23 protein-coding genes are annotated in these 25,565 nt (G+C 69.9%); 17 read left to right on the forward strand and 6 right to left on the reverse strand.

Going from position 1 to position 25,565, the window contains the following annotated elements:
* The first annotated feature begins 3 nt into the window (after window positions 1-3).
* The 11 genes from FQ137_RS11875 (at window position 4) to FQ137_RS11925 (ending at window position 10,897) form a co-directional block, all read left to right on the forward strand.
* The gene (locus FQ137_RS11875) at window positions 4-1,554 is read left to right on the forward strand and encodes a bifunctional ADP-dependent NAD(P)H-hydrate dehydratase/NAD(P)H-hydrate epimerase (protein WP_149292851.1); all 1,551 of its coding nucleotides are present in this window, start codon (window positions 4-6) and stop codon (window positions 1,552-1,554) included.
* Complete coding sequence (gene alr, locus FQ137_RS11880) at window positions 1,542-2,720, forward strand: alanine racemase (RefSeq protein WP_149292852.1); 1,179 nt, start codon at window positions 1,542-1,544, stop codon at window positions 2,718-2,720. Before FQ137_RS11875 ends, alr begins: the two co-directional genes overlap by 13 nt.
* Window positions 2,717-3,949, forward strand: coding sequence for an alpha/beta fold hydrolase (locus tag FQ137_RS11885; RefSeq protein ID WP_149292853.1), 1,233 nt, complete (start codon window positions 2,717-2,719; stop codon window positions 3,947-3,949). The genes alr and FQ137_RS11885 overlap by 4 nt, the downstream gene beginning before the upstream one ends.
* Window positions 3,946-4,467 carry a tRNA (adenosine(37)-N6)-threonylcarbamoyltransferase complex ATPase subunit type 1 TsaE gene (locus FQ137_RS11890; protein WP_149292854.1) on the forward strand — a complete coding sequence of 174 codons (522 nt, stop codon included), beginning with the start codon at window positions 3,946-3,948 and terminating at the stop codon, window positions 4,465-4,467. Before FQ137_RS11885 ends, FQ137_RS11890 begins: the two co-directional genes overlap by 4 nt.
* A gap of 4 nt (window positions 4,468-4,471) precedes the next feature.
* Window positions 4,472-5,188: a tRNA (adenosine(37)-N6)-threonylcarbamoyltransferase complex dimerization subunit type 1 TsaB gene (tsaB, locus tag FQ137_RS11895; RefSeq protein ID WP_149292855.1), complete on the forward strand. Its 717-nt coding sequence runs from the start codon at window positions 4,472-4,474 to the stop codon at window positions 5,186-5,188.
* Window positions 5,185-5,700: a ribosomal protein S18-alanine N-acetyltransferase gene (rimI, locus tag FQ137_RS11900; protein ID WP_149292856.1), complete on the forward strand. Its 516-nt coding sequence runs from the start codon at window positions 5,185-5,187 to the stop codon at window positions 5,698-5,700. The genes tsaB and rimI overlap by 4 nt, the downstream gene beginning before the upstream one ends.
* An 8-nt stretch (window positions 5,701-5,708) precedes the next feature.
* A complete protein-coding gene (gene tsaD, locus FQ137_RS11905) occupies window positions 5,709-6,734 on the forward strand; it encodes a tRNA (adenosine(37)-N6)-threonylcarbamoyltransferase complex transferase subunit TsaD (RefSeq protein WP_149293273.1) in 1,026 nt (341 codons plus the stop codon).
* 259 nt (window positions 6,735-6,993) lie between these two features.
* On the forward strand, window positions 6,994-7,287 hold the full coding sequence (gene groES, locus FQ137_RS11910; protein WP_188065060.1) for a co-chaperone GroES: 294 nt from the start codon (window positions 6,994-6,996) through the stop codon (window positions 7,285-7,287).
* A 122-nt stretch (window positions 7,288-7,409) separates the two neighbouring features.
* Window positions 7,410-9,032: a chaperonin GroEL gene (gene groL / locus FQ137_RS11915; protein ID WP_149292857.1), complete on the forward strand. Its 1,623-nt coding sequence runs from the start codon at window positions 7,410-7,412 to the stop codon at window positions 9,030-9,032.
* Window positions 9,033-9,293: 261 nt separating this feature from the next.
* A complete protein-coding gene (locus FQ137_RS11920; protein ID WP_149292858.1) occupies window positions 9,294-9,875 on the forward strand; it encodes a sigma-70 family RNA polymerase sigma factor in 582 nt (193 codons plus the stop codon).
* On the forward strand, window positions 9,872-10,897 hold the full coding sequence (locus FQ137_RS11925; protein WP_255584197.1) for a hypothetical protein: 1,026 nt from the start codon (window positions 9,872-9,874) through the stop codon (window positions 10,895-10,897). The genes FQ137_RS11920 and FQ137_RS11925 overlap by 4 nt, the downstream gene beginning before the upstream one ends.
* A gap of 119 nt (window positions 10,898-11,016) precedes the next feature.
* Here FQ137_RS11925 and FQ137_RS11930 read toward each other — a convergent pair whose 3' ends face one another.
* Window positions 11,017-11,439 carry a DUF5319 domain-containing protein gene (locus tag FQ137_RS11930; RefSeq protein ID WP_370452393.1) on the reverse strand — a complete coding sequence of 141 codons (423 nt, stop codon included), beginning with the start codon at window positions 11,437-11,439 and terminating at the stop codon, window positions 11,017-11,019.
* Window positions 11,440-11,550: 111 nt separating this feature from the next.
* Between FQ137_RS11930 and guaB the strand changes: the two genes are divergently transcribed.
* From guaB to FQ137_RS11945, 3 genes are all read left to right on the forward strand, one after another.
* The gene (guaB, locus tag FQ137_RS11935; RefSeq protein ID WP_149292860.1) at window positions 11,551-13,086 is read left to right on the forward strand and encodes an IMP dehydrogenase; all 1,536 of its coding nucleotides are present in this window, start codon (window positions 11,551-11,553) and stop codon (window positions 13,084-13,086) included.
* Window positions 13,087-13,092: 6 nt separating this feature from the next.
* Complete coding sequence (locus FQ137_RS11940; RefSeq protein WP_149292861.1) at window positions 13,093-14,232, forward strand: GuaB3 family IMP dehydrogenase-related protein; 1,140 nt, start codon at window positions 13,093-13,095, stop codon at window positions 14,230-14,232.
* 112 nt (window positions 14,233-14,344) lie between these two features.
* Window positions 14,345-16,120, forward strand: a complete 1,776-nt coding sequence (locus FQ137_RS11945) for a GMC family oxidoreductase (protein ID WP_149292862.1) — start codon at window positions 14,345-14,347, stop codon at window positions 16,118-16,120.
* A gap of 47 nt (window positions 16,121-16,167) precedes the next feature.
* Here FQ137_RS11945 and FQ137_RS11950 read toward each other — a convergent pair whose 3' ends face one another.
* Complete coding sequence (locus tag FQ137_RS11950) at window positions 16,168-17,625, reverse strand: wax ester/triacylglycerol synthase family O-acyltransferase (protein WP_149292863.1); 1,458 nt, start codon at window positions 17,623-17,625, stop codon at window positions 16,168-16,170.
* A gap of 45 nt (window positions 17,626-17,670) precedes the next feature.
* Window positions 17,671-19,104: a wax ester/triacylglycerol synthase family O-acyltransferase gene (locus FQ137_RS11955; protein ID WP_149292864.1), complete on the reverse strand. Its 1,434-nt coding sequence runs from the start codon at window positions 19,102-19,104 to the stop codon at window positions 17,671-17,673.
* 196 nt (window positions 19,105-19,300) lie between these two features.
* On the opposite strand from FQ137_RS11955, the gene guaA reads away from it, so the two are divergent.
* On the forward strand, window positions 19,301-20,914 hold the full coding sequence (guaA, locus tag FQ137_RS11960) for a glutamine-hydrolyzing GMP synthase (RefSeq protein WP_255584199.1): 1,614 nt from the start codon (window positions 19,301-19,303) through the stop codon (window positions 20,912-20,914).
* Between the two features lies 1 nt (window position 20,915).
* Here the strand turns inward: guaA and FQ137_RS11965 are convergent, their stop codons facing one another.
* The 3 genes from FQ137_RS11965 to FQ137_RS11975 form a co-directional block, all read right to left on the reverse strand.
* Window positions 20,916-21,704, reverse strand: a complete 789-nt coding sequence (locus FQ137_RS11965; protein ID WP_149292865.1) for a hypothetical protein — start codon at window positions 21,702-21,704, stop codon at window positions 20,916-20,918.
* A gap of 78 nt (window positions 21,705-21,782) precedes the next feature.
* Window positions 21,783-22,145, reverse strand: coding sequence for a hypothetical protein (locus tag FQ137_RS11970; protein WP_149292866.1), 363 nt, complete (start codon window positions 22,143-22,145; stop codon window positions 21,783-21,785).
* Window positions 22,142-23,374, reverse strand: a complete 1,233-nt coding sequence (locus FQ137_RS11975) for a PspC domain-containing protein (protein ID WP_149292867.1) — start codon at window positions 23,372-23,374, stop codon at window positions 22,142-22,144. The genes FQ137_RS11970 and FQ137_RS11975 overlap by 4 nt, the downstream gene beginning before the upstream one ends.
* Window positions 23,375-23,496: 122 nt before the next feature.
* Here FQ137_RS11975 and FQ137_RS11980 point away from each other — a divergent pair, with 122 nt between their 5' ends.
* Window positions 23,497-24,768: an ATP-binding protein gene (locus FQ137_RS11980; RefSeq protein ID WP_255584203.1), complete on the forward strand. Its 1,272-nt coding sequence runs from the start codon at window positions 23,497-23,499 to the stop codon at window positions 24,766-24,768.
* On the forward strand, window positions 24,765-25,496 hold the full coding sequence (locus FQ137_RS11985; protein ID WP_149292868.1) for a response regulator transcription factor: 732 nt from the start codon (window positions 24,765-24,767) through the stop codon (window positions 25,494-25,496). Before FQ137_RS11980 ends, FQ137_RS11985 begins: the two co-directional genes overlap by 4 nt.
* The last annotated feature ends 69 nt before the right edge of the window (window positions 25,497-25,565 follow it).

Here is a 25,565-nt window from a genome sequence, read left to right on the forward strand (position 1 = left end):
ATCATGAGGTGCGCGTACCCGGTGGAGGTGATCCGCGAGGCGGAGCGCCCCCTCCTGTCTGCGACCGAGGCCTCTGGGGACCCGGACGCGGTGATGCGTCGGGCCGCCGCGGGAGTCGCGTACCACACTGCGGTGTTCCTGCGCGAGATCACCGGCGGCGTTTACGGTCGATCGGTGCTGCTCGTCGTGGGCAGCGGAGACAACGGCGGTGACGCCCTGTACACCGGTGCGGCACTACGCAGACGGGGCTGCCGGGTCGAGGCGGTCCTGACCGACCCGGGCCGTGCACACCCGCGGGCGCTGGCCGCGCTCCGCCAGGCGGGTGGCCGGATCGTGCCCGCCGGCGAGGTATGCGCGAGCGGCCGGCGCGTGCCCGACGTCGCGGTCGACGGAGTGGTGGGGTTGGCCGGGACGGGGCCCCTGCGCGAGCCCGCGGCCGAGGTGGTGGCACGGCTACGGGCCGCCGGGGTCCCGCTGATCGCGGTGGACCTGCCCAGTGGCGTCGACGCTGACACCGGCACCGTCCACGAACCCCATGTGCAGGCCGCGCTCACCGTGACCTTCGGGGTGTTGCGTCGCGCCCACCTGCTCGCCTCGCCGGTGTGCGGCCGCGTCGAGGTGGTGGACATCGGCTTGGCCGACCTTCCGGCGGGGCCCGGAACGATAACGCGGCCCGGATCGGCCGAGGTGGGCCGCGCCTGGCCGGTGCCGGGCCCGGCCGACGACAAGTACACGCAGGGTGTGGTGGCCGTGCGCGCCGGATCCGACCGGTACCCCGGGGCGGCCGTGCTGTGCGCGTCTGCCGCCGTGGCTGCGACCTCTGGCATGGTGCGTTACGTGGGGTCGGGGGCGGCGGCAGTGCTCGCGGTTCGGCCGGAGGTGGTGTGTCACCCGACGGTTGCCGAGACCGGCACAGCACAGGCGTGGGTGGTCGGGCCCGGTGGCGGGACGGGGACCGACGCGGTGGCCGACATCGACGCGGTGCTGGCGAAGGGGCGGCCCACCGTGCTCGACGCCGACGCGTTGACCTGCGTCGCCGCGCATCCGGTCCTGTTGCGCAGCGCCACCGCGCCGATACTGCTCACCCCGCACGCCGGCGAATTCGACCGGCTCACCGGTGGGTGGGATCGAGCGGACCGGCCCGGCGCGCTTCGTCGGTTCACGGCGGGGTTGAGGGACCGGGGGATCGAGGCGACGGTGCTGCTCAAGGGGCGGGTCACGATGGTCGACGACGGCGAGACGACGTTCGCCGTGGATGTCGGATCCTCGTGGGCCGCGACGGCCGGTTCCGGAGACGTCCTGTCCGGGATGGTTGGCGCATTGCTCGCGAGTGGCGCGGCGACCGGAGGGGCGGTCGCGTGGGCTGCGGTTGCGGCCGCCACCGCGCACGGTGAGGCCGCGCGGCGGGCGGCGCACCGGCAAGGGGCGGCGGGTGCGCCGATCGGTGCCTCTGACCTGGTGGCCGCAGTTCCGAGGGCGATTTCGGCACTGCGGGGGCCGCACATCGCCCACCGGCCGTCTTCTTTGGCAGAATTGCCCGAATGGGCCCAGTAGTCCCCCCCGCGCCGTGCCGCGCCGAGATCGATCTGGACGCGATCGAGCACAATAGTCGCGTCCTCGTCCAGGCTGCGCGCGGAGCGCGAGTCATGGCTGTGGTCAAGGCTGACGCCTACGGACACGGGGCCGTTCCCGTGTCGCTGGCCGCCCTGCGCGGCGGTGCGCACGCCCTCGGTGTGACCACCATCGCAGAGGCGAAGCAGCTGAGGTCGGCCGGCATCGACGCCGAAATCCTGGCCTGGCTGTACTCGACCTCTGACGATGTCCGCGCCGCACTGGAATCCGACATCGACCTCGCCGTCCCAAGCCCCGCCCACCTGGACACCGTCCTCGAGGCCGCCCGCCGTTCCGGCCGCCGCGCGAGAGTGACTCCCAAGATCGATACCGGCCTAGCCCGTTCGGGCATCGCGTTGGAAGACTGGCCGGCGGTTCTCGAACGGCTAGTGTCCGCGACCGCGGGAGGGCTCGTTGAGGTCACGGGATTGATGGCGCACTTCGCCCACGCCGATGACCCGGGCAACCCGGTGATCGACCAGCAGGTGACGCTGCTGCACGAGTGCGTGGCGCAGGCACGCGCTCGAGGCCTGGAGTGCCCGGTCAACCACCATGCCAACTCGGCGGCCACACTGACCCGCCCCGGGGACGGCTTCGAGATGGTCCGCCCGGGGATCGCCCTCTACGGGCTCAACCCCGTCGAGGACCTCGAGGTGGACCTGGTGCCGGCCATGACGTTCGCGGCCGAGGTCCTCCTTGTACGACGCCTGTCCGCCGGTCAGGGGGTGAGCTACGGGCACACGTGGCACGCGCCCCACGACACCACTGTCGCCCTGATCGCCGCCGGTTACGCCGACGGGGTGTGGCGGATGCTCTCGGGCAGGATGGACGTGACGATCGGCGGGCGTCGCTACCCGAACGTCGGTCGCGTGTGCATGGACCAGTTCGTCGTCGACCTCGGACCGGAGCCCGGCACGCGGGTACGGGCGGGGGACACGGCGGTGCTGTTCGGGAACGGGGCCGACGGCGGCCCCACGGCCGCGGAATGGGCGCGGACGCTGGGCACCATTCACTACGAGGTGGTCACCGCGGTGCGGGGCCGGGCCGGCCGGCACCACATGCTCCGTGGTTTACACGGTCCCAGCAGCGGCCCGGAGGCCGTGGGATGAACGAGGACGAGGACGTCCCCGGTGGTCGCGGTAGGCCCCGACTCCGTCTGCCGAGACGGCCGGGCCGGTCTGCGGCCGGGACACCGATCGAGGTCCGGCCGCCCGATGTCGTCGGGGGCGAGCCTGAGGACCTCGAGGCCGTAAACGACCAGATCCGAACCCCCGGTGGGCTGCGCGCGGGCCTGAGCGCACTCGGCGCGGCGACGCTCGGCTCAGTGGTCACGCTGCTGCCCGGTCGACGCGCCAACGACCCGTGGGCCGGCGAGGACATGTGGGAACTCGGGGTGGACCGTGGGTCAATGGTCGCCGCCTCTGACGGTGTGCCGCTCGCGGTCCGGGAGGCCGGGCCCACCGACGCGCCGATGACCGTCGTCTTCGTCCACGGGTACACCCTGTCGATGGACACCTGGCACTTCCAGCGCAGACACCTCGCGGACCGGTTCGGTTCCGAGATCCGGATGATCTTCTACGACCAGCGCGGCCACGGGCTCAGTGGGATGAGTTCGCGGCGCAATTCCACCATCGACCAGTTGTCCCGGGATCTCGACACGGTCATTTCGGCGACCGCACCCGCAGGTCCGCTCGTGGTGATCGGGCATTCCATGGGCGGGATGACCGTCATGGGGTATTCTGCGCGTCATCCGGAGACGGTGCGGGAGCGCGTCCTGGGGGTCGGATTGGTCTCCACCGCGATGGCGGAGCTCTCCGAGGCAGGTCTCGGCGCAGTGCTCGACAACAAGACGGTGGCGCGCCTGGCCGGGTTCGCGGGTCGCAGCCCCGGGATGTTCACCAACGGCCGGCGGGCGCTCGGAGCGATTATCTCGCCGTTCATCTACGGAGGCTCGTTCGGTGACCCGGCCTCGATGAGTCCGACAGTCGCGCGGTTCGTGGACAAGCTCATCGCCTCGACGGACGTGCTGACCATCGCCAACTTCTTCGAGACCCTGACGCAGCACGACGAGTCGGCCGCCGCGGCGGTCCTGCGGGACGTGCGCACGACGGTCTTGTGCGGCGACCGCGACCTGCTCACACCGCTGGACCGGTCCGTCGACATCGCCGAAGAACTGCCAGACGCCGAGTTCGTGGTCGTCCCGGGCGCCGGCCACATGGTCATGCTCGAGGAGCCCGCCCACGTGTCCGAGGTGCTGGGGGACCTGGTGGCCGACGCGATCATCGCGTTTCGGGACCGGGACCGCCGCCGTGCCACCGACCGGGACAGGGCCACGTGACGGTCGGCGTCCCCGGCGAGCGCGTGCTGCCGACGGTGGAGGACACCCGCGCGCTGGGCGCGGAACTCGCCGGACTGCTCCGAGCCGGCGACGTGGTGATCCTCGACGGACCCCTCGGCGCCGGCAAGACCGCGCTGACCACCGGCATCGCGGCCGGGCTCGGTGTCCGGGGCCGCGTCACGTCGCCGACCTTCGTCATCGCCCGCCGCCACCCCCCGGTGACCCCCGGCGACCCGGGGTTGGTCCACGTCGACGCGTACCGGCTGCTCGGCGGCCAGGACCCGGACGGCCCACAGCCGACCAGCGGTGACCTGGCCGATCAACTGGAGTCCCTCGACCTGGACACCGCACTCGACAGCGACGTGGTGGTGGTCGAGTGGGGCGCGGGGTTCGTGGACTCCCTCGTCGAGTCCCCGCTGCTGGTCACCCTGCGCCGCCCCGACGGCACCGACGTCCGGACGGCCACCTGGCGCCGGGACGGCTCGCCCGGCCCCTCGGTCGGGCCGGCGGTACCCTGACCTCGTGCTCGTCCTCGCCGTAGACACCTCCACCCCCTTCGTCACTGCGGGGGTGTGCAGACTCGTGCCCGGCGAGAGCGCCCCTCGGGTCGACACCATTGCCACCCGGGTCACCGAGGACGGCCGCGCCCACGCGGAACTGCTCACTCCACACATCCTCGAGTGCCTCGCCGAGGCGGGCCTCACGCCGGGCGAAATCGACGCCGTCGCCGTAGGCACGGGGCCGGGGCCGTTCACCGGACTGCGCGTGGGGATGGCCACCGCCGCCGCGTTCGCAGACGCCATCTCCAGGCCGGTCTACGGGGTGTGTTCGCTCGATGGGCTCGCGGCCACCGCGCGCGCCGCCGGGGCGACCGGCGACCTCGTCGTCGTCACCGATGCCCGCCGCCGAGAGTCCTACCACGCCCGCTACCGTGCCGACGGCACGCGCACGGCGGGCCCGACGGTGGAGCCCGCCGCCGGGATCGACGTCGACGGCGTCGCCCACCTGGCCGGCGACCCTGTGCGCCTTGGCGAGGTCACTGCCGTACCCCGGCACAGCACCCCCGGGATTGTCGCCGTGTCCGCCCCCGATCCCGCCGGCCTCGTCGTCGTGGCCGCCCCCGACCTCCTCGCGGGGACACCCCCGACTCCTCTAGAACCGCTCTACCTGCGTCGACCCGACGCCATCCCGCCTCGGCACGTCGCGCCCTCGACCGCGCTGCGGGGGGCTCGACGATGAGCGGTCCGCACCCGGGTGCCATCGTCCACGACCAACTCGTCGCCGACGACGCCATGCGGTGTGCAGAACTAGAGAGGGTGCTGTTCCCCGCCGACGGTCCGTGGTCGGCGGCGGCGCTGATGTCGGAGATCGGATCGCGGCACAACAGCTGCTTCGCGGCGCGAGTGGACGACCTCCTGGTCGGCTATGCCGTGCTCGCCGCGCTCGGGCCCGAGGGCGACCGGGAATACGAGGTGCACACCATCGGGGTCGATCCGAGTTTTCAGGGACGCGGGATCGGACGCGCACTGCTGCGCCGCATGCTCGACGTCGCGGACGCCGACATGGCGCCGGTGGTGCTGGACGTGCGGACCGACAACGTGCCGGCCCGCACCCTGTACGAGACCCACGGATTCGAGGTGGTGGGGCTGCGGCCCCGGTACTACCGACCCAGCATGGCCGATGCGCACCTCATGGTGAGGCCAGCGGTGGGCGGTCGCGAGCGCGATGGAGCGAAGGGGAGAAGCCGGTGAGGACCGTCATGGGGATAGAGAGTTCATGCGACGAGACGGGCGTCGCCGTCGCTCGGGTGGACGACGACGGTAGAGCCGAGTTGCTGTCCGACGTGGTCGCCTCATCGATGTCCGAGCACGCCCGGTTCGGCGGTGTGGTGCCGGAGATCGCCTCCCGGGCGCACCTCGAGGCGCTCGTACCCACCGTCCGCGCTGCCCTCGCCGAGGCCGGCGTGGAGCGCCCGGACGCCGTCGCCGCGACGATCGGGCCCGGTCTTTCCGGTGCGTTGCTGGTGGGCTCGTCCGCGGCCAAGGCCTACGCGGCCGCGTGGGGGGTTCCGTTCTACGCCGTCAACCACCTCGTCGGCCATGTCGCGGTCGCGGGGTTCGACGGCGGGCCGCTGACCGAGTGCGTCGCCCTGCTTGTCTCCGGTGGGCACACCCAGCTGCTGCACGTGCGCTCTCTCGCCGAGCCGGTCGTCGAGCTCGGCTCGACCCTCGACGACGCCGCCGGCGAGGCGTACGACAAGGTGGCCCGCCTTCTCGGCCTGGGGTACCCGGGCGGGCCGGTGATCGACCGACTCGCCGGGGTCGGGGATCCCCGTGCGATCCCGTTTCCGCGCGGGATGACCGGCCCCCGGGACGCACGGTACGACTTCTCCTTCTCCGGACTCAAGACCGCCGTCGCGCGCCGCATCGAAGCAGCCGAGCGTGACGGAGACGAACTCGAGGTGGCAGACGTCGCTGCTTCCTTCCAGGAGGCCGTGGCCGACGTGCTCACTGTGAAGGCGGTCCGGGCCTGCACCGATCTGGGCGTGGACACGCTGCTCATCGGTGGTGGGGTCGCCGCCAACTCGCGACTGCGCGAACTCGCCGCCCAGCGGTGTGCAGATGCGGGCCTGGCCCTACGTGTCCCGCGGCCGCGGCTGTGTACTGACAACGGCGCGATGGTGGTGGGGGTCGCCTCAGCACTGCTCGCCGCGGGTGCCGCGCCCAGTCCACTGACCGTGGCGGCCGACCCCGGGTTGCCGGTCCAGGTCACCCAGGTCGCGTAGCGCGAGGGATGCGCCTGCGATTCGTGCCGCGGTCTCGCGACGAACGCTGACGGTAGTGCACCCGCACACGGTTTCCTTGAGTGCTGGCACTCGCCTGTGTAGAGTGCCAATAGACACGGAGCTCCGAGGGCACCACCCGCGACGGTGTACGCGGTAGTCCGGGTCGGACATAAACCACGGGCCGCCCACCGGCGTCCCGACCTGTTGAACCACACTCTGAGTCGCCCGGTATCCGGGTGACCACACCCCATACGGGAGGATCATCGTGGCGATCAAGCCGCTTGAGGACAAGATTCTCGTCGAGGCCCTTGAGGCCGAGACCACCACGGCGTCCGGTCTCGTCATCCCGGACACCGCCAAGGAGAAGCCCCAGGAGGGCACCGTCGTCGCGGTCGGTAAGGGCCGCTTCGACGAGGACGGCGACCGCATCCCCATGGACATCAAGGAGGGGGACAAGGTCATCTACTCGAAGTACGGCGGCACCGAGATCAAGTACGAGGGCAAGGAGTACCTGATCCTCTCCTCGCGTGACGTTCTCGCGGTCATCGACTGACGTGAGCTGTTGACCTCCGCCCCGGCGGCGCCGGCCAGTGCCAGGCACCGCCGGGGCGGAGGTGTCTCACCTCGCGGTATCCGTCCGTCACGACCACCCACTTCCCTCCAGGAGTTCCATCAATGTCCAAATTGATCGCATTCGACGAGGAGGCCCGCAAGGGCATGCTCGCCGGTGTTGACGAGCTCGCCAACACCGTCAAGGTCACACTCGGTCCGAAGGGGCGCCACGTGGTGCTCGCCAAGGCGTTCGGTGGGCCCACCGTCACCAACGACGGCGTCTCCATCGCCCGCGAGATCGAGCTCGAAGAGCCGTTCGCGAACCTCGGTGCCCAGCTGGTCAAGAGCGTCGCCACGAAGACCAACGACGTCGCCGGCGACGGCACCACCACCGCCACCGTGCTCGCGCAGGCGCTCATCCGTCAGGGGCTGCGGAACGTGGCCGCCGGTTCCAACCCGATGGCGATGGGCAAGGGCATCGACAAGGCTTCCGCCGCAGTCGTCGAGTTCCTGCGGTCCTCGGCGACGCCGGTCTCCGACTCCGACGCGGTCGCCCAGGTGGCGACCGTGTCCTCGCGTGATCCCGAGATCGGCCGCATGGTCGCCGAGGCCATGGACGCCGTCGGTGTCAACGGCGTCGTCTCGGTCGAGGAGTCGCAGGGGCTGCACACCGAGGTGGCGGTCACCGAGGGCGTCGCGTTCGACAAGGGTTTCCTCTCGCCGTACTTCGTCACCGACCCCGACGAGCAGAAGGCCATCCAGGAAGACGTCCTCATCCTGCTCCACCGCGAGAAGATCAGCTCCCTGCCGGATCTGCTTCCGCTCCTGGAGAAGGTCGCCGAGACCGGCAAGCCGCTGCTGATCATCGCCGAGGACGTCGACGGTGAGGCGCTGTCGACCCTGGTGGTCAACTCGATCCGGAAGACCCTCAAGGTCGTCGCGATCAAGGCCCCGTTCTTCGGTGACCGCCGCAAGGCCTTCCAGGAGGACCTGGCGATCATCACCAAGGGTCAGGTCGTCAGTCCGGACCTGGGAATGAAGCTGTCCGAGTGCGGGTTGGAGGTCCTCGGTCAGGCACGGCGGGTGACCGTGTCCAAGGACGAGACGATTATCGTCGACGGTGCCGGTGACCAGGCGGACGTCGACGCCCGCGTCGCACAGCTGCGCCGTGAGGCCGAGGCCACCGACTCCGACTGGGACCGCGAGAAGCTCGAGGAGCGCATCGCCAAGCTCGCCGGAGGTGTCGCCGTGATCCGCGTGGGCGCGGCCACCGAGACCGAACTGACCGAGCGCAAGCTCCGCGTCGAGGACGCCGTCAACTCGGCCAAGGCGGCCGTCGCGGAGGGCGTCATCGCCGGCGGTGGCTCCGTACTCGTCCAGGCGGCCGCGGCCCTCGAGCGGCTCGCCGCCGACACCTCCGACGCCGACGAGGCCGTCGGGGTGAACGTGGTGCGCAAGGCACTGTCCGCGCCGCTGTTCTGGATCGCTGCGAACGCCGGTGAGGACGGGTCCGTCGTCGTGAGCAAGGTCTCCGAGATGGGTCCGCGTGACGGGTTCAACGCCGCCACGGGGGAGTACGGCGATCTGATCTCCGCCGGGATCATCGACCCGGTGAAGGTGACGTCCTCGGCCGTCGTCAACGCATGCTCGGTGGCCCGGATGGTCCTCACGACAGAGACGGCGATCGTCGAGAAGCCCGAGGAGAAGGGCACCGGCGGGCATTCGCACGCCGGCCACTCGCACTGATCTCGGTCGCCCACGGGCCCCGCACTCCTCGCCAAGGAGCGCGGGGCCCGTGGGCCGTTCCGGGCCGGTCGCGTGGTCCCGAGTGACCCGCAGCGGTTACGCTTGACGCTCACCAGTAGTCCCCCGGCACAGGGGTCACATGCCTATTCTGGGCCCGAGCCACACCGGTCGCCGTACGGCCGGGATGTGGGACCCGTCGCGACTCGAGAGAAAGGCCGTGCCCCGTAACACATCCGTGTAACACGGGGCCCCCGATATCCGATGACAGGTACAGCAGACGAGTTGGAACTCGCCGTAGCCGATGCGGTCAAGGGTGACCGTACCGCCGCTGCGCGGGTGCTGGAACTCGTGCGACCCGGTGTGGTGCGGTATTGCCGCTCCCGCGTCGGTGGCTCGGAGAGGGTCAACCTGTCTGCTGACGATGTCGCTCAAGAAGTTTTGATCGCGGTTCTCTCGGCACTGCCGGGGTACCGCGACCAGGGACGTCCCTTCATGGCCTTCGTGTACGGGATTGCGGCCCACAAGGTCGCGGACGCCCATCGTGGCGCCTCGCGGAACAAGTCCGATCCCGTGGAGTACCTCCCCGAGGTGCTCTCGACCGACACGGGCCCGGAGGATTACGTCCTCGATGGCGAGGTGTCGAGAGCGGTGAGCCGCCTCCTCGGCACCCTGCCAGAGAAGCAGCGGGAGATAATCCGGCTGCGTGTCGTGGTCGGACTCTCCGCTGAGGAGACCGCGGAGATCGTCGACAGCACGGCCGGAGCCGTGCGGGTCGCCCAACACCGGGCGATGAAGCAACTCCGGGCGAGGATCGAGCAGGATGGAGAGGAGCGATGGCGATGAACGACGACGAAGTCGATCCCGGCACCCGGGACGATGACGCCTCGCTCGCCGAGCATGACGTGGACTGGTTCGCACTGAACCGCGACGACGCACTTCTCGATTCGCTCGGCCGTGGTGACCGCCCCGAGGGCGACGAGACCCTGATCGCGCTGCTTGCGAACTGGCGCGCCGAGGTGAGCGCAGCCGAGCTGCCGGAGCTGCCGGGAGACGAGGAGATCGAGGCGGCGCTCGCTCCGAACGTCTCCTCTCTGTGGCCGCGGCGCAGGTTCGCGCTGTCGAGTGGGCAACATCACGGCCAGCGGCCGGCACTGTGGCAGGCGGTGATCGGTGCGGCCGCCGTGGCCGCCGTGATAGTCGGCGGACTGTCCGTCGCCGCTCACAGTGCGATGCCAGGTGACCCGCTCTGGGGGGTCTCCAAGACGATGTTCTCCGATCGTGCCGGAAACGTCGAGCTCGTCAACGATCTCAGTGAGTACCTCACGGCCGCTGATCTCGCCGCCCGTGAAGGGGATACGGACGAGGCCGAACGACTGCTCGCGGAGGTGAGCGAGCGGCTCGATGAGGTCTCTGACGCTTCCGAGCGGGTCGAGTTGATGAAGCGGCGCGATGCCATCAAACGCGATCTCAGCCGGGTGACGCCGAGCGCCGTCCCGTCGCCCGCACCGGCACCGGTGCCAGCCCCGTCGCCCGCTCCCGCCCCGGGCGCGGCGACACTCGTACCGGGCGTGCCGAATCCGCTACCCTCCAACTTGATTCCCCCGCCGCCACAGGGAATGCCCGTAATCCCGCTCCCGCTGGATGGGCTGCGGATCTCCACAACGCTCCAGATTCCGATCGACACCCAGCGGCTCCAGGATTTCCTGTCGCCCACGACGGGACGCCACCATCAGGACGCGAATGACGACGGGACTACCCCGGCGCCGCCTCCGATCCGCACCACGGTGACCCAGGTTCCCACCCCTACGCAGCCGGCGCCGACCACTCCCCGGCAGACCCCGCCGTCGGTCGCGCCGACCAAGTGATCGCGGGGATCTGCGCGGCCCCTGGGCCCGGTTTCCGCGGTGACGGCCGTTGCCTCGCATGAGTGGTGAACGACGTGATCCCCGCCCCTGGGAGAGGGACGGGGATCAGTCTGTCGAGGTCAGCGGCGCCAGTTCAGCCGACGCGGGCGCACTGCCCGGGCGGCATCCGCGTAACCGCGGCAGTACTCCCACGTGACGTAGTCGTCCGGGATGGGGTCGAAGGCAGGCTCATGCGGCAGCAACGAGCCGTCCTCGAGAAGTTGCATGAGATTGGCGCGGAGCATGTCCCACTCGTGATAGTGGTCCTCGGCGCAATCGTCGCACTGGACCGCGACACCCTTCACCCCGATCGGGGCCAGCAAGCGGCGGAACTCCGCGAGGTCCGCGAGGTCCTCCTCTATCGCCCGCCGTTCGTCGTCGTCGAGGGGACCTGCGGGCAAGCCGTCGTCAACGGGGTCGAGTTCGGCCAGTTCCGCGGCCGGATCATCCGGATCGCCGGCGAACGGGTCGGGCGGCATTCCGTGCCGTAGGGGATCGTTCACGCCCCCACCGTACCCGTGACCACGGTCTCACGGGGCGACGGTTCGGGCCACGGCCACCGGAACCACTATCCTCAAGAGGCAGCACTGAGACGACCCACAGGAGGACGGCAGATGAGCGAGTCGAATGGCCCCGTGCGTACCGGCGGCGACGACCCGACCAAGGTCGCGATGGTGGGCCTGACGTTCGACGACGTTCTCCTACTTCCGGCCGCGTCCGAGGTGGTCCCCAGCGAGGTCGACACCAGTACGCAGTTGACCCGCGAGATCACCCTCCGCGTCCCGTTGATCTCGTCCGCGATGGACACGGTGACGGAGGCCCGGATGGCGATCGCCATGGCCCGCCAGGGCGGTATCGGCGTGCTGCACCGCAACCTGTCCGTGGGAGACCAGGCCGCCCAGGTCGAGACCGTCAAGCGGTCCGAGGCTGGCATGGTCACGGACCCGGTGACCTGTGCGCCCAGCGACACTCTCGCCGAGGTGGACGAGAAGTGCGCCCGTTACCGCATCTCCGGGCTGCCGGTGACCGATGAACGCGGCGAGTTGGTCGGCATCATCACCAACCGTGACATGCGGTTCGAGATGGACAAGTCCCGGCGGGTCGACGAGGTCATGACCCGGGCCCCTCTGGTTGTCGCGCGCGAAGGTGTCACCGCGGAAGCGGCGCTCGGGCTGCTACGCCGACACAAGATCGAGAAGCTACCGATCGTCGACGGCGACGGGCGTCTGACCGGTCTCATCACGGTCAAGGACTTCGTCAAGACCGAGAAGCACCCCGACGCCACAAAGGACTCGGATGGCCGACTGCGCGTGGCGGCCGCCATCGGGACCGGGGACGACGCCTGGCAGCGTGCCGGTGCCCTCACCGACGCCGGGGTGGACGCACTGGTGGTCGACACCGCCCACGCCCACAATCGCAATGCTCTCGACATGGTCGCGCGAGTCAAGCGTGAGCTCGGCGACCGCGTGCAGGTGATCGGCGGCAACCTCGCCACCCGCGGCGCCGCGCAGGCGATGATCGATGCGGGTGCCGATGCCATCAAGGTAGGGATCGGCCCCGGCTCGATCTGCACCACCCGGGTGGTCGCTGGTGTGGGAGCCCCCCAGATCACCGCGATCCTCGAGGCCTCGGTGGCCGCGCAGGCCGCGGGGATCCCCGTCATCGCGGACGGTGGAATGCAGTACTCCGGTGACGTGGCCAAGGCGATCGCCGCCGGCGCGTCGGCCTGCATGTTCGGGTCGCTGCTCGCGGGCTGCACCGAGTCGCCGGGTGAGCTGATCTTCGTCGACGGCAAGCAGTACAAGGTTTACCGCGGAATGGGCTCTCTGGGCGCGATGCGCGGGCGCGGCAAGCCCGGGCAGGAGAAGTCGTTCTCTAAGGACCGCTACTTCCAGGACGACGTCCTGTCCGAGGAGAAGCTGGTTCCCGAGGGGATCGAGGGGCGGGTCCCGTACCGGGGCGACGTCGCCCAGGTGCTCCATCAGCTCGCCGGTGGCCTGCGAGCCGGGATGGGGTACACCGGAGCGGCCACCATCCCGGAGATGAACCGTTCCCAGTTCGTCCAGATCACGGCGGCGGGGCTCAGGGAGAGCCACCCGCACGCGATCCAGATGACGGTCGAGGCTCCCAACTACAACGTCAAGGACTGAAGTAGCGTGCGCAACGTTGTCGAGATCGGTCTGGGCCGCGAGGCCCGTCGGATGTACGGACTGGGCGAGGTGGACCTCGTCCCCTCCCGCCGGACACGTAGCTCCAAGGAGGTGTCCACATCCTGGCAGATCGACGCCTACCAGATGGACATCCCGGTGATGACCCACCCGACCGATGCCGTGGTCTCTCCGTCCTCGGCGGTGGAGTTCTCCGGACTCGGCGGGCTGGCCGTGCTCAACGGTGAGGGGCTCTGGGCTCGTCACGCCGACCCCGAGGCCGTGATCGACGAGTTGCGGGAGCTCGCATTGGAGGACGTGACCGGACACCGGGCCTTGGCGCGGCTACAGGAGCTGCACCGGGCGCCGGTCGACCGTGAGTTGCTCGCCGCCGCGGTGAGCCGTATCCGCGACGGGGGAGCGACGGTCGCGGTGCGAGTCTCGCCGCAGCACGCGCGCGACCTCACCCCGGGACTCGTCGCGGCCGGAATCGATCTACTGGTCGTGCAGGGCACGATCATCTCGGCCGAGCACGTCAGTGGCGAAGACGCCCCGTTGAACCTCAAGGAGTTCATCGGCGGTCTGGATGTCCCGGTAATCGCCGGCGGCGTCGTGGACTACAAGACCGCACTACACCTCATGCGCACCGGCGCCGCTGGCGTGATCGTGGGGTACGGGGGTGCCGACGGGGTCACCACGACTGGGCCGGTTCTCGGTATGGAGGTCCACATGGCCACGGCGATCGCGGATGCGGCCGCCGCGCGCCGCGACTACCTCGACGAGACGGGGGGCCGATATGTCCACGTCCTCGCAGACGGGGACATCTACACTTCCGGCGACATCGCGCGGGCGATCGCGTGTGGCGCGGACGCTGTCGTGCTCGGCCCACTGTTGGCCGGAGCGCTGCAATCGCCGGGTCGTGGGGTTTACTGGAACTCCGTGGCGGCGCATCCCAACGTGCCGCGCGGACTTGTCACGGAGATCGAGGACGAAACGGCGTTGGCTCCTCTGGTGGAGCTCCTCGAGGGGCCGACGAGCATCCCCGACGGGACCCGGAACCTCATGGGCGGTCTACGTCGCGCGATGGCTAAGTGCGGATACTCGGACGTCAAGAGTTTCCAGAAGGTCGACCTGTCCGTCCGGCCCTGACCTGCTCCGGTACCGCCAGTTCCCGGTGGACAAAGAGAGGGCTACTGTCGGGTAAGTTCGATGGTGCTGGGGTAGTGTGATGTCCATCATCGACCACACTGGGAGTTTTACCATGACGTCGCACGCGCACGCGTATTCGACCTCGACTCGGCCCCGTTCCACCCCGACGGATACCGATGTGGACGTCCTCGTGGTTGGTTCCGGATTCGGCGGGAGCGTCACCGCGCTGCGACTGTCGGAGAAGGGGTATCGCGTCACGGTGGCAGAGGCCGGCCGTCGCTTCGAGGACGACGACTTTCCCAAGACCTCGTGGCGGCTCAACCGCTATGTGTGGGCGCCGAAACTCAAGCTCTTCGGCCTCCAGCGCGTGCACATGCTGCGCGACGTGATGATCCTCGCCGGTGCGGGCGTGGGCGGCGGTTCACTCAACTACGCCAATACGCTGTACAAGCCGCAGGCGCCGTTCTTCAACGACCCGCAGTGGGCGCACATCACCGACTGGGATGACGAACTGTCCCCCTACTACGACCAGGGTCGACGCATGCTCGGCGTGGTCACCAACCCCACCCACACCAACTCCGACGACATCATCAAGGAGATCGCCGCGGATATGGGGGCGGAGGACACCTTCGTCTACACCCCGGTCGGCGTGTTCTTCGGGGCGAAGACCGGCGGCGAGGGCCAGCCCGGGGAGACGGTGTCCGACCCGTACTTCGGAGGCGTGGGCCCGGACCGCACCGCGTGCATCGAGTGCGGCGAGTGCATGACCGGCTGCCGCCACGGCGCCAAGAACACCCTGCTGAAGAACTACCTCGGCCTCGCCGAACGTGCGGGCGCCCGCGTCCTGGACCGCACCACCGTCAGCGGGCTCCGCGAGCGCGGCGACGGGACCTGGGAGGTCACCCTCGAGCGCACCGGTGCGTGGACTCGGCGCGGCAAGCGCACCACCACCGTCACCGCCGGACAGGTGGTCGTGGCGGCTGGGACGTGGGGGACCCAGCACCTGCTGCATTACGCCAAGGACGACGGATCGCTGCCCCGGCTCTCGGGGGCTCTCGGCAAACTCACGCGCACGAACTCTGAGTCGATCCTCGGGGCGATGCGCACGGAGTACAAGCCGGAACAGGACTTCTCCGAGGGGGTGGCCATCACGTCGTCGTTCCATCCCCGCTCCGACACCCACATCGAGCCCGTCCGCTACGGCAAGGGCTCCAATGCCATCGCCGTGCTGCAGACACTGCTCACCGACGGGGGCGGCGACACCCCGCGTTGGCGCAAACTGCTGGCCGAGATCCGCAAGAACCCCTTCGCGCTGTTCCAGCTAATCCACCTGCGGCGCTGGAGCCAGCGGTCGGTGATCCTGCTGGTCATGCAGAACCTGGACAACTCGCTGCAGACGTTCGTCAAGCGGCTGGGCCCCTTCCGGTTCGTCTCCAGCAAGCAGGGCCACGGCGAGCCCAACCCGTCGTGGATCCCGGCAGGCAATGAGGCCACGAGACGCGCCGCCGACAAGATCGGGGGACTGGCCGGCGGCACCTGGGGCGAGATCGCCGACATCCCGCTCACTGCGCATTTCCTCGGCGGTTGCGCTATCTCCGACTCGCCGGAGACCGGGGTCGTGGACCCGTACCACCGCGTGTGGAACTACCCCACGATGCACATCGTGGACGGCTCGACGATCTCCGCAAACCTCGGGGTCAACCCGGCGTTGAGCATCACGGCGCAAGCCGAGCGCGCCATGTCGATGTGGCCGAACAAGGGCGAGACCGACACCCGGCCGGCGCAGGGGGAAACCTACCGGCGCGTCGCGCCGGTCGCACCGACCTCGCCGGTCGTCCCCGAGGCGGCGCCCGGCGCGCTGAGACTGCCGATCGTCGGGGTCAGCTGAGATCCGTCCCAGTGCGGCGGCGCTACCTGACCGAGGTGGCGGCGGCGTTACCGGGCGCCGGGTTCACCGCTGGCTCGTGCGCGGGTGAGTTCCAGTAACCGGTCCATCGATTCACGCACCCCGTCGGCGAATAAATCGACGTCGGGGACCAGATGCTCGCACGCGTTGAAACCCACGTCCAGTGAACCGCCCAGGGACATCGCGGTAACGGACAGGCCGGATCCGTGCATCAGCGGCCCCATCGGGTAGAGATGAGTGACCCGCGCGCCGAGAAACTCCACCTGCTCCCGGGGGCCTGGGATGTTCGAGACGATGAGGTTGTGGATCACCGGGTGCATGTCGGCGAGACGAAAATCGCCGTACAACCGCATGAACAATGACACCGTCGTGGCCGGCGTCAGGGTGGCGAGGTCCTGGATGAAGCCGGGCCGCATCCCGCTGCTCGTCTGCTTCTTACCCCTGCTGGTGCGTGCGGCCACCGCCTGCAGCCGGCTGAGCGGGTCCTCAATGTCCGTTCCCAGCGAGGCGAACAACACCGTCACCCGGTTATGGCCCTGGGTCTGGCCGTCTCCCCGCGTTGAGACCGGGACAACCGCGATCAGTGGCTTCTCCGGCAGGTCTTCGTGCATACGCAGGTACCTGCGGAGCCCGCCCCCCACCACGGTGAGGAACACGTCGTTCACCGTCACCTCGTGCGCGTCCTTGATCTCCTTCATCGCCTCCAAATCGAGCGAGGCCCCCCAGACCGACCGGCGGGGTGTGACCGTGGCGTTGAACCGCGTCCTGGGAGCGGTGAATGGTCTACTGTTCGGGGGCCTAACCTGGCCCGCCTCACCCGGTTCCGCGTCGGCCGACTTGCCGCCAGCCGTCGACCTGCGCAAGGTGAATGGCAACGTGAGGGCCTCCGGCACGAGCCGCGACAAAGTGAGCGGGCGGCGCACGGAGAAGTCCCAGAGGCCGCCGGCCACCAGCCTGAGGAGATTGGTTCCGCCGGCCTCGACGCGGACCGGCTCGAGATCCCGGGGTGAGGGATCACGCCCCGCCGCACCGAACGTGCGCAGGATCTCGGTGCTGGTCGCCCCGTCGAGGATCGCGTGGTGGGCCCGGAAGTAGACGGCCACCGTGTGTGATTCCGCCAGCCCCTCCAGCACCCAGATCTCCCACAGGGGCCGGGACCGGTCGAGCGGACGACTCCCCAGCCTTCCGCACGCCTCGAAGACCGCGCGTTCATCACCGGGCTCGTCTACCACGACGCATCGGACATGATCGGTCACGTCGAGGTGGTATTCCTCGACCCACGCCGGCCGCCCGAGGTTGAGCGGGGAGTCGTAGATTTTGCGGCGCAGCTCGGGGATCTGCTTGACGCGTCGTGCGACTTCCGTCCGGAAGCGTTCGAAGGAGTACCCCCCGTGGAGCCCGGAGACGTCGAGGCAGATGATCCCGCCCACGACGAGTGGCTGCTGTTCCGTTTCCAGGTACAGCAGGCTGGCATCGAAGCCGGTCATTCTTTCCATCGGAGACCTCTCTGATTGATGCGGGCGGTCGGTGGGTCACACCGTGCCGGTAGGTGCCCCGGCACGGGCCGCCGCCAGCAGTTCCTCGAGTGCTGTCTCGATCCCGCGGGCGACCGACGTGGGGTCGGGCAGGAGATGCTCGCACGTGATGACCCCCAGATCGAGATGGTTGTCGAACGACAGACTGGTCACCGAAAGGCCGGCGCCGTGCAGCAGTGGCCCGAACGGGTGGATACGGGTGATCCTGGCCCCCAAGAAATAGATCGGCTGCTTAGGGCCAGGCACGTTGGAGATGATGAAGTTGTAGATCACGGGATGTACGTCCCCCAGGCGGAGAAATTCGTACGCCTTCATCCCCGCGTTGAGCATCGAGCGTGGGCTCATCCGCCCCCAGTTCTCCAACAGTGCTGGCCGGATGCTGCCGGCCTGCTTCTTGGCGACGGCAGACGACGCGGCGATCTTGTTGTACCGCTCAACCGGGTCGGGCTCATCGGTCGCCAGGGTGGCGAACATCGCCGAGACCTGGTTGGCGCCGGTGGGCGGGGTGTCCGCGCGGATGGACATGGGGACGACCGCGACCATCGGGGCTTCCGGGGCGGTGTCGTACGCCTGCAGATAGGACTGCACGGCCCCGCCGATCACGGTGAGCAGGACGTCGTTGATCGTCCCGCCGAGGAGGTCCTTGACCTCTCGGACCTCTGCCAGATCGAGGGTGGCGGTCGCGAGCGCCCGGCGCGGGGTCAGGGCACGGTTGAACACCGTCCGGGGCGCCGTGAACGGTGCGGGCATCGACTCGGTGCTGCCGACCTGCTCTCGGACACGCTTCATCTCGCGGGGAATCCCCAGTGTCTCCGGGAGTAGTCGGAAGAACGCGGCCGGGCGGCCGATGAGGTCGCGCACGCCGCCGAGGATGAGTTGCACCGGGTTCGGGTTACCGACGTGCGTCCGGATCAGCGCCGAATCCTGCGGCGGGGTGGAGGCGTCAGTGGCGGCGAGAGTGGACAGCAGCTCGGAGCCCAGCATGCCGTCGATCACCGCGTGGTGGACGCGGTAGAACACGGACACGGTCACGGTCGCGTCCTGCCCCGATCTGCGGCGCTCGATGAACCAGGCCTTCCACAGCGGCCGTGCGCGGTCCAATGGTGTCGACGCGAGCTCTCCGCAGAGAGTGAGGAACTCGTCCTCGTCGGCGCCCGGCTCCATCTCGATCAGCTTGACGTGGCTGTCGATGTCGAAGTCGAAGTCCTCGACCCACGCAGGGTGTCCCACATTGAGGCGTGAGTCGTAGATTTTCCGACGGAAAGGAGGGATCTCCTTGACCCGCCGGGCCAGCCCGCTGCGCATGCGTGCGAACGAGTAGCCCTCGGCGACGGTGGAGACATCGAGGTGCACGATGCCGTTGATCACCATCTGCTGTTCCGGGGTCTCCAGATACAGAAAACTCGCGTCCAGACCCGTCATACGTTCCATCGGGTGCCTCTCCTCGGCGGGTGACTATCGATGAAGTGTCTCTCATGGCCGCCGCGGGCGGGTCTGGTCGCTGAAGTGTCTCTCTACGGCAGTGGGTGGGCCGGGCGGCGGAGGAGACGGCTCTGCTGATGGCCGGGGTCGACGCGTGCGGTATCCGGGGGCGGCGCGGACCGGTGCGGGGCCTAGACTCGACCCCGTGGCCGAGAACGCACAGACCGACTCCCAGATCGCCGCCGAGGCGGTAGCGCCCCGACCAGTCCTCGTAGTGGACTTCGGCGCCCAGTACGCGCAGCTCATCGCGCGACGCGTGCGCGAGGCGCGTATTTATTCCGAGGTGATCCCGCACACCGCGACGGTGGAGGAGATCCGTGCCAAGGATCCGGTGGCGCTGGTGTTGTCCGGCGGGCCCTCCAGTGTCTACGCCGACGACGCGCCCTCGCTCGACCCGGCGGTGTTGGAGTTGGGCCTGCCGGTGTTCGGCATCTGTTACGGCTTCCAGGCGATGGCCGGTGCGCTCGGCGGGGAGGTCGCCCACACGGGCAGCCGCGAGTACGGGCGGACCGATGTGACCGTCTCCGGCGGCGTGCTGCACGGCGGTCTGCCGGAGCATCATCCGGTGTGGATGAGCCACGGTGACGCGGTCACGGCCGCGCCGGACGGGTTCACCGTCACCGCGTCGTCACCCGGCGCCCCGGTCGCGGCGTTCGAGTGCACTGAGCGTCGGATGGCGGGAGTGCAGTACCACCCGGAGGTGTTGCACTCGCCACACGGACAGCAGGTGCTGAGCCGATTCCTCACGGAGGTCGCCGGGCTCGAACCGACGTGGACCGCCTCGAACATCGCCGACCAGCTGGTGGAGGCCGTCCGCGAACAGATCGGCGACGGTCATGCAATCTGCGGTCTGTCCGGTGGCGTCGACTCTGCCGTCGCGGCCGCGCTTGTCCAGCGTGCGATCGGTGACCGCCTCACCTGTGTGTTCGTCGACCACGGACTGCTCCGGGCGGGCGAGCGCGAGCAGGTCGAGAACGACTTCGTCGCCGCTACCGGGGCCCGACTCATCACGCTCGACGATTCCGAGGTCTTCCTCGGGCACCTCGCCGACGTCACCGATCCCGAAACCAAGCGCAAGATCATCGGCCGCGAGTTCATCCGGTCGTTCGAGCGGGCGGTGACTCAGGCGCTCGAGCTCCAGGGCGGCGGGGACGGTGCGGCCTCCTCCGTCGACTTCCTCGTCCAGGGCACCCTCTACCCGGACGTCGTGGAGTCCGGCGGCGGCGCTGGCACGGCCAACATCAAGAGCCACCACAACGTGGGCGGACTGCCGGACGACGTGGAGTTCACCCTCGTCGAGCCGCTGCGGCTGCTGTTCAAGGACGAGGTCCGGGCAGTGGGCCGCGAGCTCGGCCTGCCCGAGGCGATCGTCAGCCGCCATCCGTTCCCCGGTCCGGGCCTGGCGATCCGCATCGTCGGCGCCGTTGACCGCGACCGGCTGGAGACCCTGCGCGCGGCGGACGCGATCGTGCGCGAGGAGATGACCGCCGCCGGCCTGGACTCCACCGTGTGGCAGTGCCCGGTGGTCCTGCTGGCGGATGTCCGCTCGGTGGGCGTGCAGGGCGACGGCCGGACCTACGGGCACCCGATCGTGCTGCGGCCGGTGAGTTCCGAGGACGCCATGACCGCCGACTGGACGCGCGTGCCGTACGAGACACTCGCGCTGATCTCCAACCGCATCACCAACGAGGTACCGGACGTCAACCGCGTGGTGCTGGACGTGACGAGTAAGCCGCCGGGCACCATCGAGTGGGAGTGACTTAGACGTAACCGAGGGCCTCGCGGCCGTCGGCAGTGAGCCGGACCCAGCCCGCGGCGGCGGGGTCGTGAACCTCGGTAGCCGGTAGCTCGAGCCAACGTCGGCCGCGGGCGATGCGGCCCCGGATGTCGGCAGGCTCGGTGTTGAGGACGTCGGCGCACCACGCGATGCGCCGCTCGCCGGTGTGATGTTGCAGGAGCAGCAGTTCCAGGACGTCCGGGGCAAGTTCGCCCTCCGCGACTGCGGTGACGGTGCCGGTTGTCAGCTCGGGCGGGTTCTCAAGCCGCGATCCGGTGAGGTGATCGGCCGTCTCGTATCGCGGCAGGACGAGCGCGGTTGCACACCCCATCGCGACCGCGCAACCGATGATGACGGGCCAGTTGTCCAACACGCCGAAGAGGTTCCCGAGGAAGACCACGGTGAATATGGCGGGCCCCACGAGGGCGGGGTTGCGCCACCACCGGTGCCGCAGCGGCCCCATGCTCTCGATGGTGCCGGTGTGGCCCCGGACGCTCGCCCGGTGGGAAGCGATGAAGCCGCCGGTGATCGCGATCGCGGCCACGGCGAGAAAGCCGACGAGTGTCGTTGCCACGCCGCCGGGCACGAGGCCTGGGCTGGCGATCACGACGATCCCGACTGCCACGAGCGCCCCCACGGCCACGCGGGTCCCCCCGGCCTGCTTTTCAGCCTGCCGTCGCAGTTCCCAGACCCGGGAGATTGTCGTCTCGGCGAGGCCCGCGGTCGGAGCACCGGTGGAGACGTCGGGGGAGGGGTCCGGTAACGGTGCCATGGCCCGACCGTAACAACCGGCCGGGCCCGGGACACGGGACCGACCGGTTGTCCCGCCGTTCGGGCGGGAGGGGGCGTGTCAGCGGCGGACGACCATCATCAACCCGACGAGCACGGTTCCGATGAGTCCTGCGGCGAGCAGGACGGTCGGGGTGATCACTGGCGCACCGAGGATCGCCCACACGGCGACCGCTAGCGAGGCCACCCCGGCCACCGCGAGGACCGGGGATCCGGACCGCCGCCGCTCTACTACCTCGACTGCGGTGGCGTGGGTGGGTGCGGGCTCGGAGAAGACACCGAATCCCGGTGAATTGGGGTCGGAGAACCCGGCGCCGTAGGGCAGGGGCTCGTAGAGGGGTGGCTCAGTCTGTGTCGGGTGGTCGGGCGAGAAGCCCGCAGTGGGATTCTCGGGGCCGTCGGCGGGGTGTGTGTTCGTGCTCATCGGATGACCTTCACGTTTCCCATGTCGTTGGTGATGTCCAGGGTCAGGACCGGTCCATTGGTGTCGTCGGGGCGGTCGGGGCAGTCGACGGAGCCGATATCTGTTCGGCAGTCGGCCTCCACGACGAGCCCGTCGGGCAGCAGCACCCGCACATCACCGACCGCGTTCGTGATGCTGTAGTTGCGGTCGCGGTCCAGCTCGAGCCCTCGCATGTCGACGGTGATGTTGCCCAGTTCGTGAGTGATCGGCGTGTCGAGCTGGGCGGGGGAGGTGATCTCCACGCGCTGGTTGCCGATGTTCCCCCAGTCGCCCGGGGTGACCTGGACCAGCGAGGCGAGCAACACGAACCCGGCAAGCGGGCCGGCCACCACCAGGAGCCCGTGGCCGCGGCGGGTGACGGCGCCGACGAGAAGGCCGCTGGCCACCACCGCAAGGGCGATCGCGGTGATCCGTGTGGCGTCGAGCCAGGTGACCCCGCCCAAGGTGGACAGGCCCGTGGCGACCGCTGCCGCGATGAGCGCCAGGCCGAGCGTGATCTTGGTCAGTCGCGATCGGGGCCGGGCGGGGGCGGTCGGCGCGGGGGCGGCACCGGGGTCGGGCAGGTCCCAGGCGAACGGCGCGGCGCCGAGCGGGTCCCATGAGGGCGGCACCGGGGGACCGAAGGGAGCGTCAGGGCCGGAGCCGGGTTCCTGGGCGGACCCGGGCGCACGCCACGCGCCGGAGGCCGTGGTCGCGCCCGCCCCGTGCGCCGAAGGTGGTCGCACCGAGGAGACCTCCACCCACCCGGCGGGTGGTTCAGGGGTGCGTCGGTGCAGTCCATACCAGCCGGCGAGCATCGCCGCGACCATGAGGAACCCGGCGCCCACGAAGAGGGACTCACCGGAGCCGCCGATGGTGGGGGCGGACGCTAGGACGACGACGACAAGGAATACCGCGGTGACCTTGGAGCCCGACGCCCGGCCCTTCCCGATGAGCGCCTCCCCGGAGGAGGCCTCGTCCCCGGCGGAGCGCAGGAGCAGCCACATCAGCGCGTAGAGGAATACGCCCGCCCCACCCCACAGGGCGGCGACGACGAACGCGACGCGGAAGAGGACCGGGTCGATGCCGTAGCGCCGACCGAACCCGCCGCAGACGCCGGCGACTTTGGAATCGTCCGGGGTCCGGACGGGACGGGTCCGCCACAGGGACCGGAGCTCGGATGGGAGGTCGTTGGTGCTCGTTCTGGACATGACCCCATCGTGGTCCGTCGCGGCTCGCCGCACATCGGGGACCGACCCTGAGATCCGGACCCCGGGGATCTCGGGGTCGTACCCCGATGCGTCCCCGGGGGCGATCTGTGACCATTGTGTCCATGAGTGAGAACGCGACCGGGCCCGCGTCGGCCGCTGCGGCCCGGCCGGTGCCCCCGGTCGCCGGACCGACGATGCGGCCCCTCGCGGTGCCGGCGGCCGATTTCCGTTGGTATCCGCAGCTGACCCGGGTCTCCGAGGGCTCCGTGGTCGCCGGTGTGTGCGCGGGTCTGGCCGAGCACCTCGGGGTGCGGGTCAACTACGTCCGACTGGCGATGGTCCTGTTGGCGACGCTCTCCGGCGCCGGCGTGGCCCTGTACTCGGCCCTGTGGGCGCTCACCCGGACGGCGCCTGCCCGGGTGGGTGCGGGCCGGGTCGACGAGCGCGAGCGTCGGCGCGGCATGGCGCTGGTCGTCGTCGCGGTGGCGGGCGCGGTGCTGTCGTTCATGGTGACCACTGCCACGGGACTGAGCGTCATCGTCCCCGTCCTCGTCGTGGCCCTGGGGGCCGGGTTGGTGTGGCAGCAATACGACGGTGGGGGACGAGTCGCCCCGCGATCAGTCTTCGACTGGGCCAGGGTCACGGCAGGGGCCACCCTCGTCGTCGTCGGTCTCGCCGTCGTCGTGCTCGGTCAGGTCGAGCTCGCCGCCCTACGGTCGTCCCTCCTCGCGGTCGTGGCCACCCTCGTCGGCGTAGGGCTGCTCAGTGTGCCGGTGGGGTTGCGACTGTGGCGGTCACTCGAGGAGGAGCGCGCGGCGCGGATTCGCGAGGCCGAACGCAGTCACATCGCCTCCCACCTGCACGATTCAGTCCTGCAGACACTGGCGCTCATCCAGAAGCGGTCCGATGACCCGGGACAGGTGGCGCGGCTGGCCCGCCGGCAGGAACGCGAGCTGCGACAGTGGCTGTTCGGCGCCGGCTCCAGGATGTCCTCGGGTGCGGCGACCGTCGCAGGGGCGGTCGAGGTGATGGTCGGCGACGTCGAGGACGTGTACGGGCTGCGGGTGGACCAGGTCGTGGTGGGCGGTGACGGCCCGGTGGGGGACGCCCAGGAGGCCGTCCTGGGCGCTGTCCGCGAGGCCCTGGTCAACGTCGCCAAACACGCCGGTGTCGACACCGCCGACGTATACGTGGAGAACGACGGTCGCACGCTCAGCGCGTTCGTCCGCGATCGCGGCAGCGGCTTCGATCCCGACACCGTCGACGGCGACCGCCACGGGTTGGCGCAGTCCATCCGGCACCGTGTGGAGAGCCGCGGTGGGGCGGTGCGCGTGCGCAGTACTCTCGGCCGCGGTACGGAGATCGGGATCGAGATGCCGCTGGAGGGCGAATGACGGACGGGTCGCAGGACGGACCGGAGGGCGATGGCGGGCTTTGCCGGGTCTTCCTGGTGGACGATCACGCGGTGTTCCGCAGCGGGGTCCGTGCCGAACTCGCCGGGCAGTCGACGATCGAGGTCGTCGGCGAGGCGGGGTCGGTCGCCGAAGCCGTGGCAGGCATCGGTCGGGCGCGCCCCGACGTGGTGCTGCTCGACGTGCACATGCCCGACGGCGGTGGCGTGGCCGTGCTGCGCTCGGTGCTGGGGTCCGACCCGGGCGGCGTCGTCGACCCCGCCCGCGCCCCGGAACCGACCTTCCTCGCGCTGAGTGTTTCCGACGCCGCCGAGGACGTGATCGCGGTGATCCGGGCGGGCGCCCGCGGCTACGTCACCAAGACCATCACCGGCGAGGATCTGGCGGACGCGGTCCGTCGCGTCGCCGACGGGGACGCGGTGTTCTCCCCGCGACTGGCCGGATTCGTGCTCGACGCGTTCGCCCGCGCCACCCCGGGTCCCGCGGACCGGGGCGAGCCCGTCCACGACCCCGAGGTTGACTCGCTCACCCCACGTGAGAAGGAGGTGCTGCGGCTGCTGGCCCGCGGGTACACCTACAAGGAGATCGCCGAGGAACTGTTCATCTCGGTCAAGACCGTGGAGACCCACGCCTCCAACGTCCTGCGCAAGACCCAGCAGTCCAACCGGCACGCGCTCACCCGCTGGGCGCAGTCCCGGCACCTGGACTGACCCGACTGTCGCCAGGGTTGGCTCGCGCGCTGTCGCCTGGCTCGGCCCCGCGTGATGGTCCGTGGAGTC

Source organism: Dietzia sp. ANT_WB102 (assembly GCF_008369165.1).
Lineage (GTDB): Bacteria > Actinomycetota > Actinomycetes > Mycobacteriales > Mycobacteriaceae > Dietzia.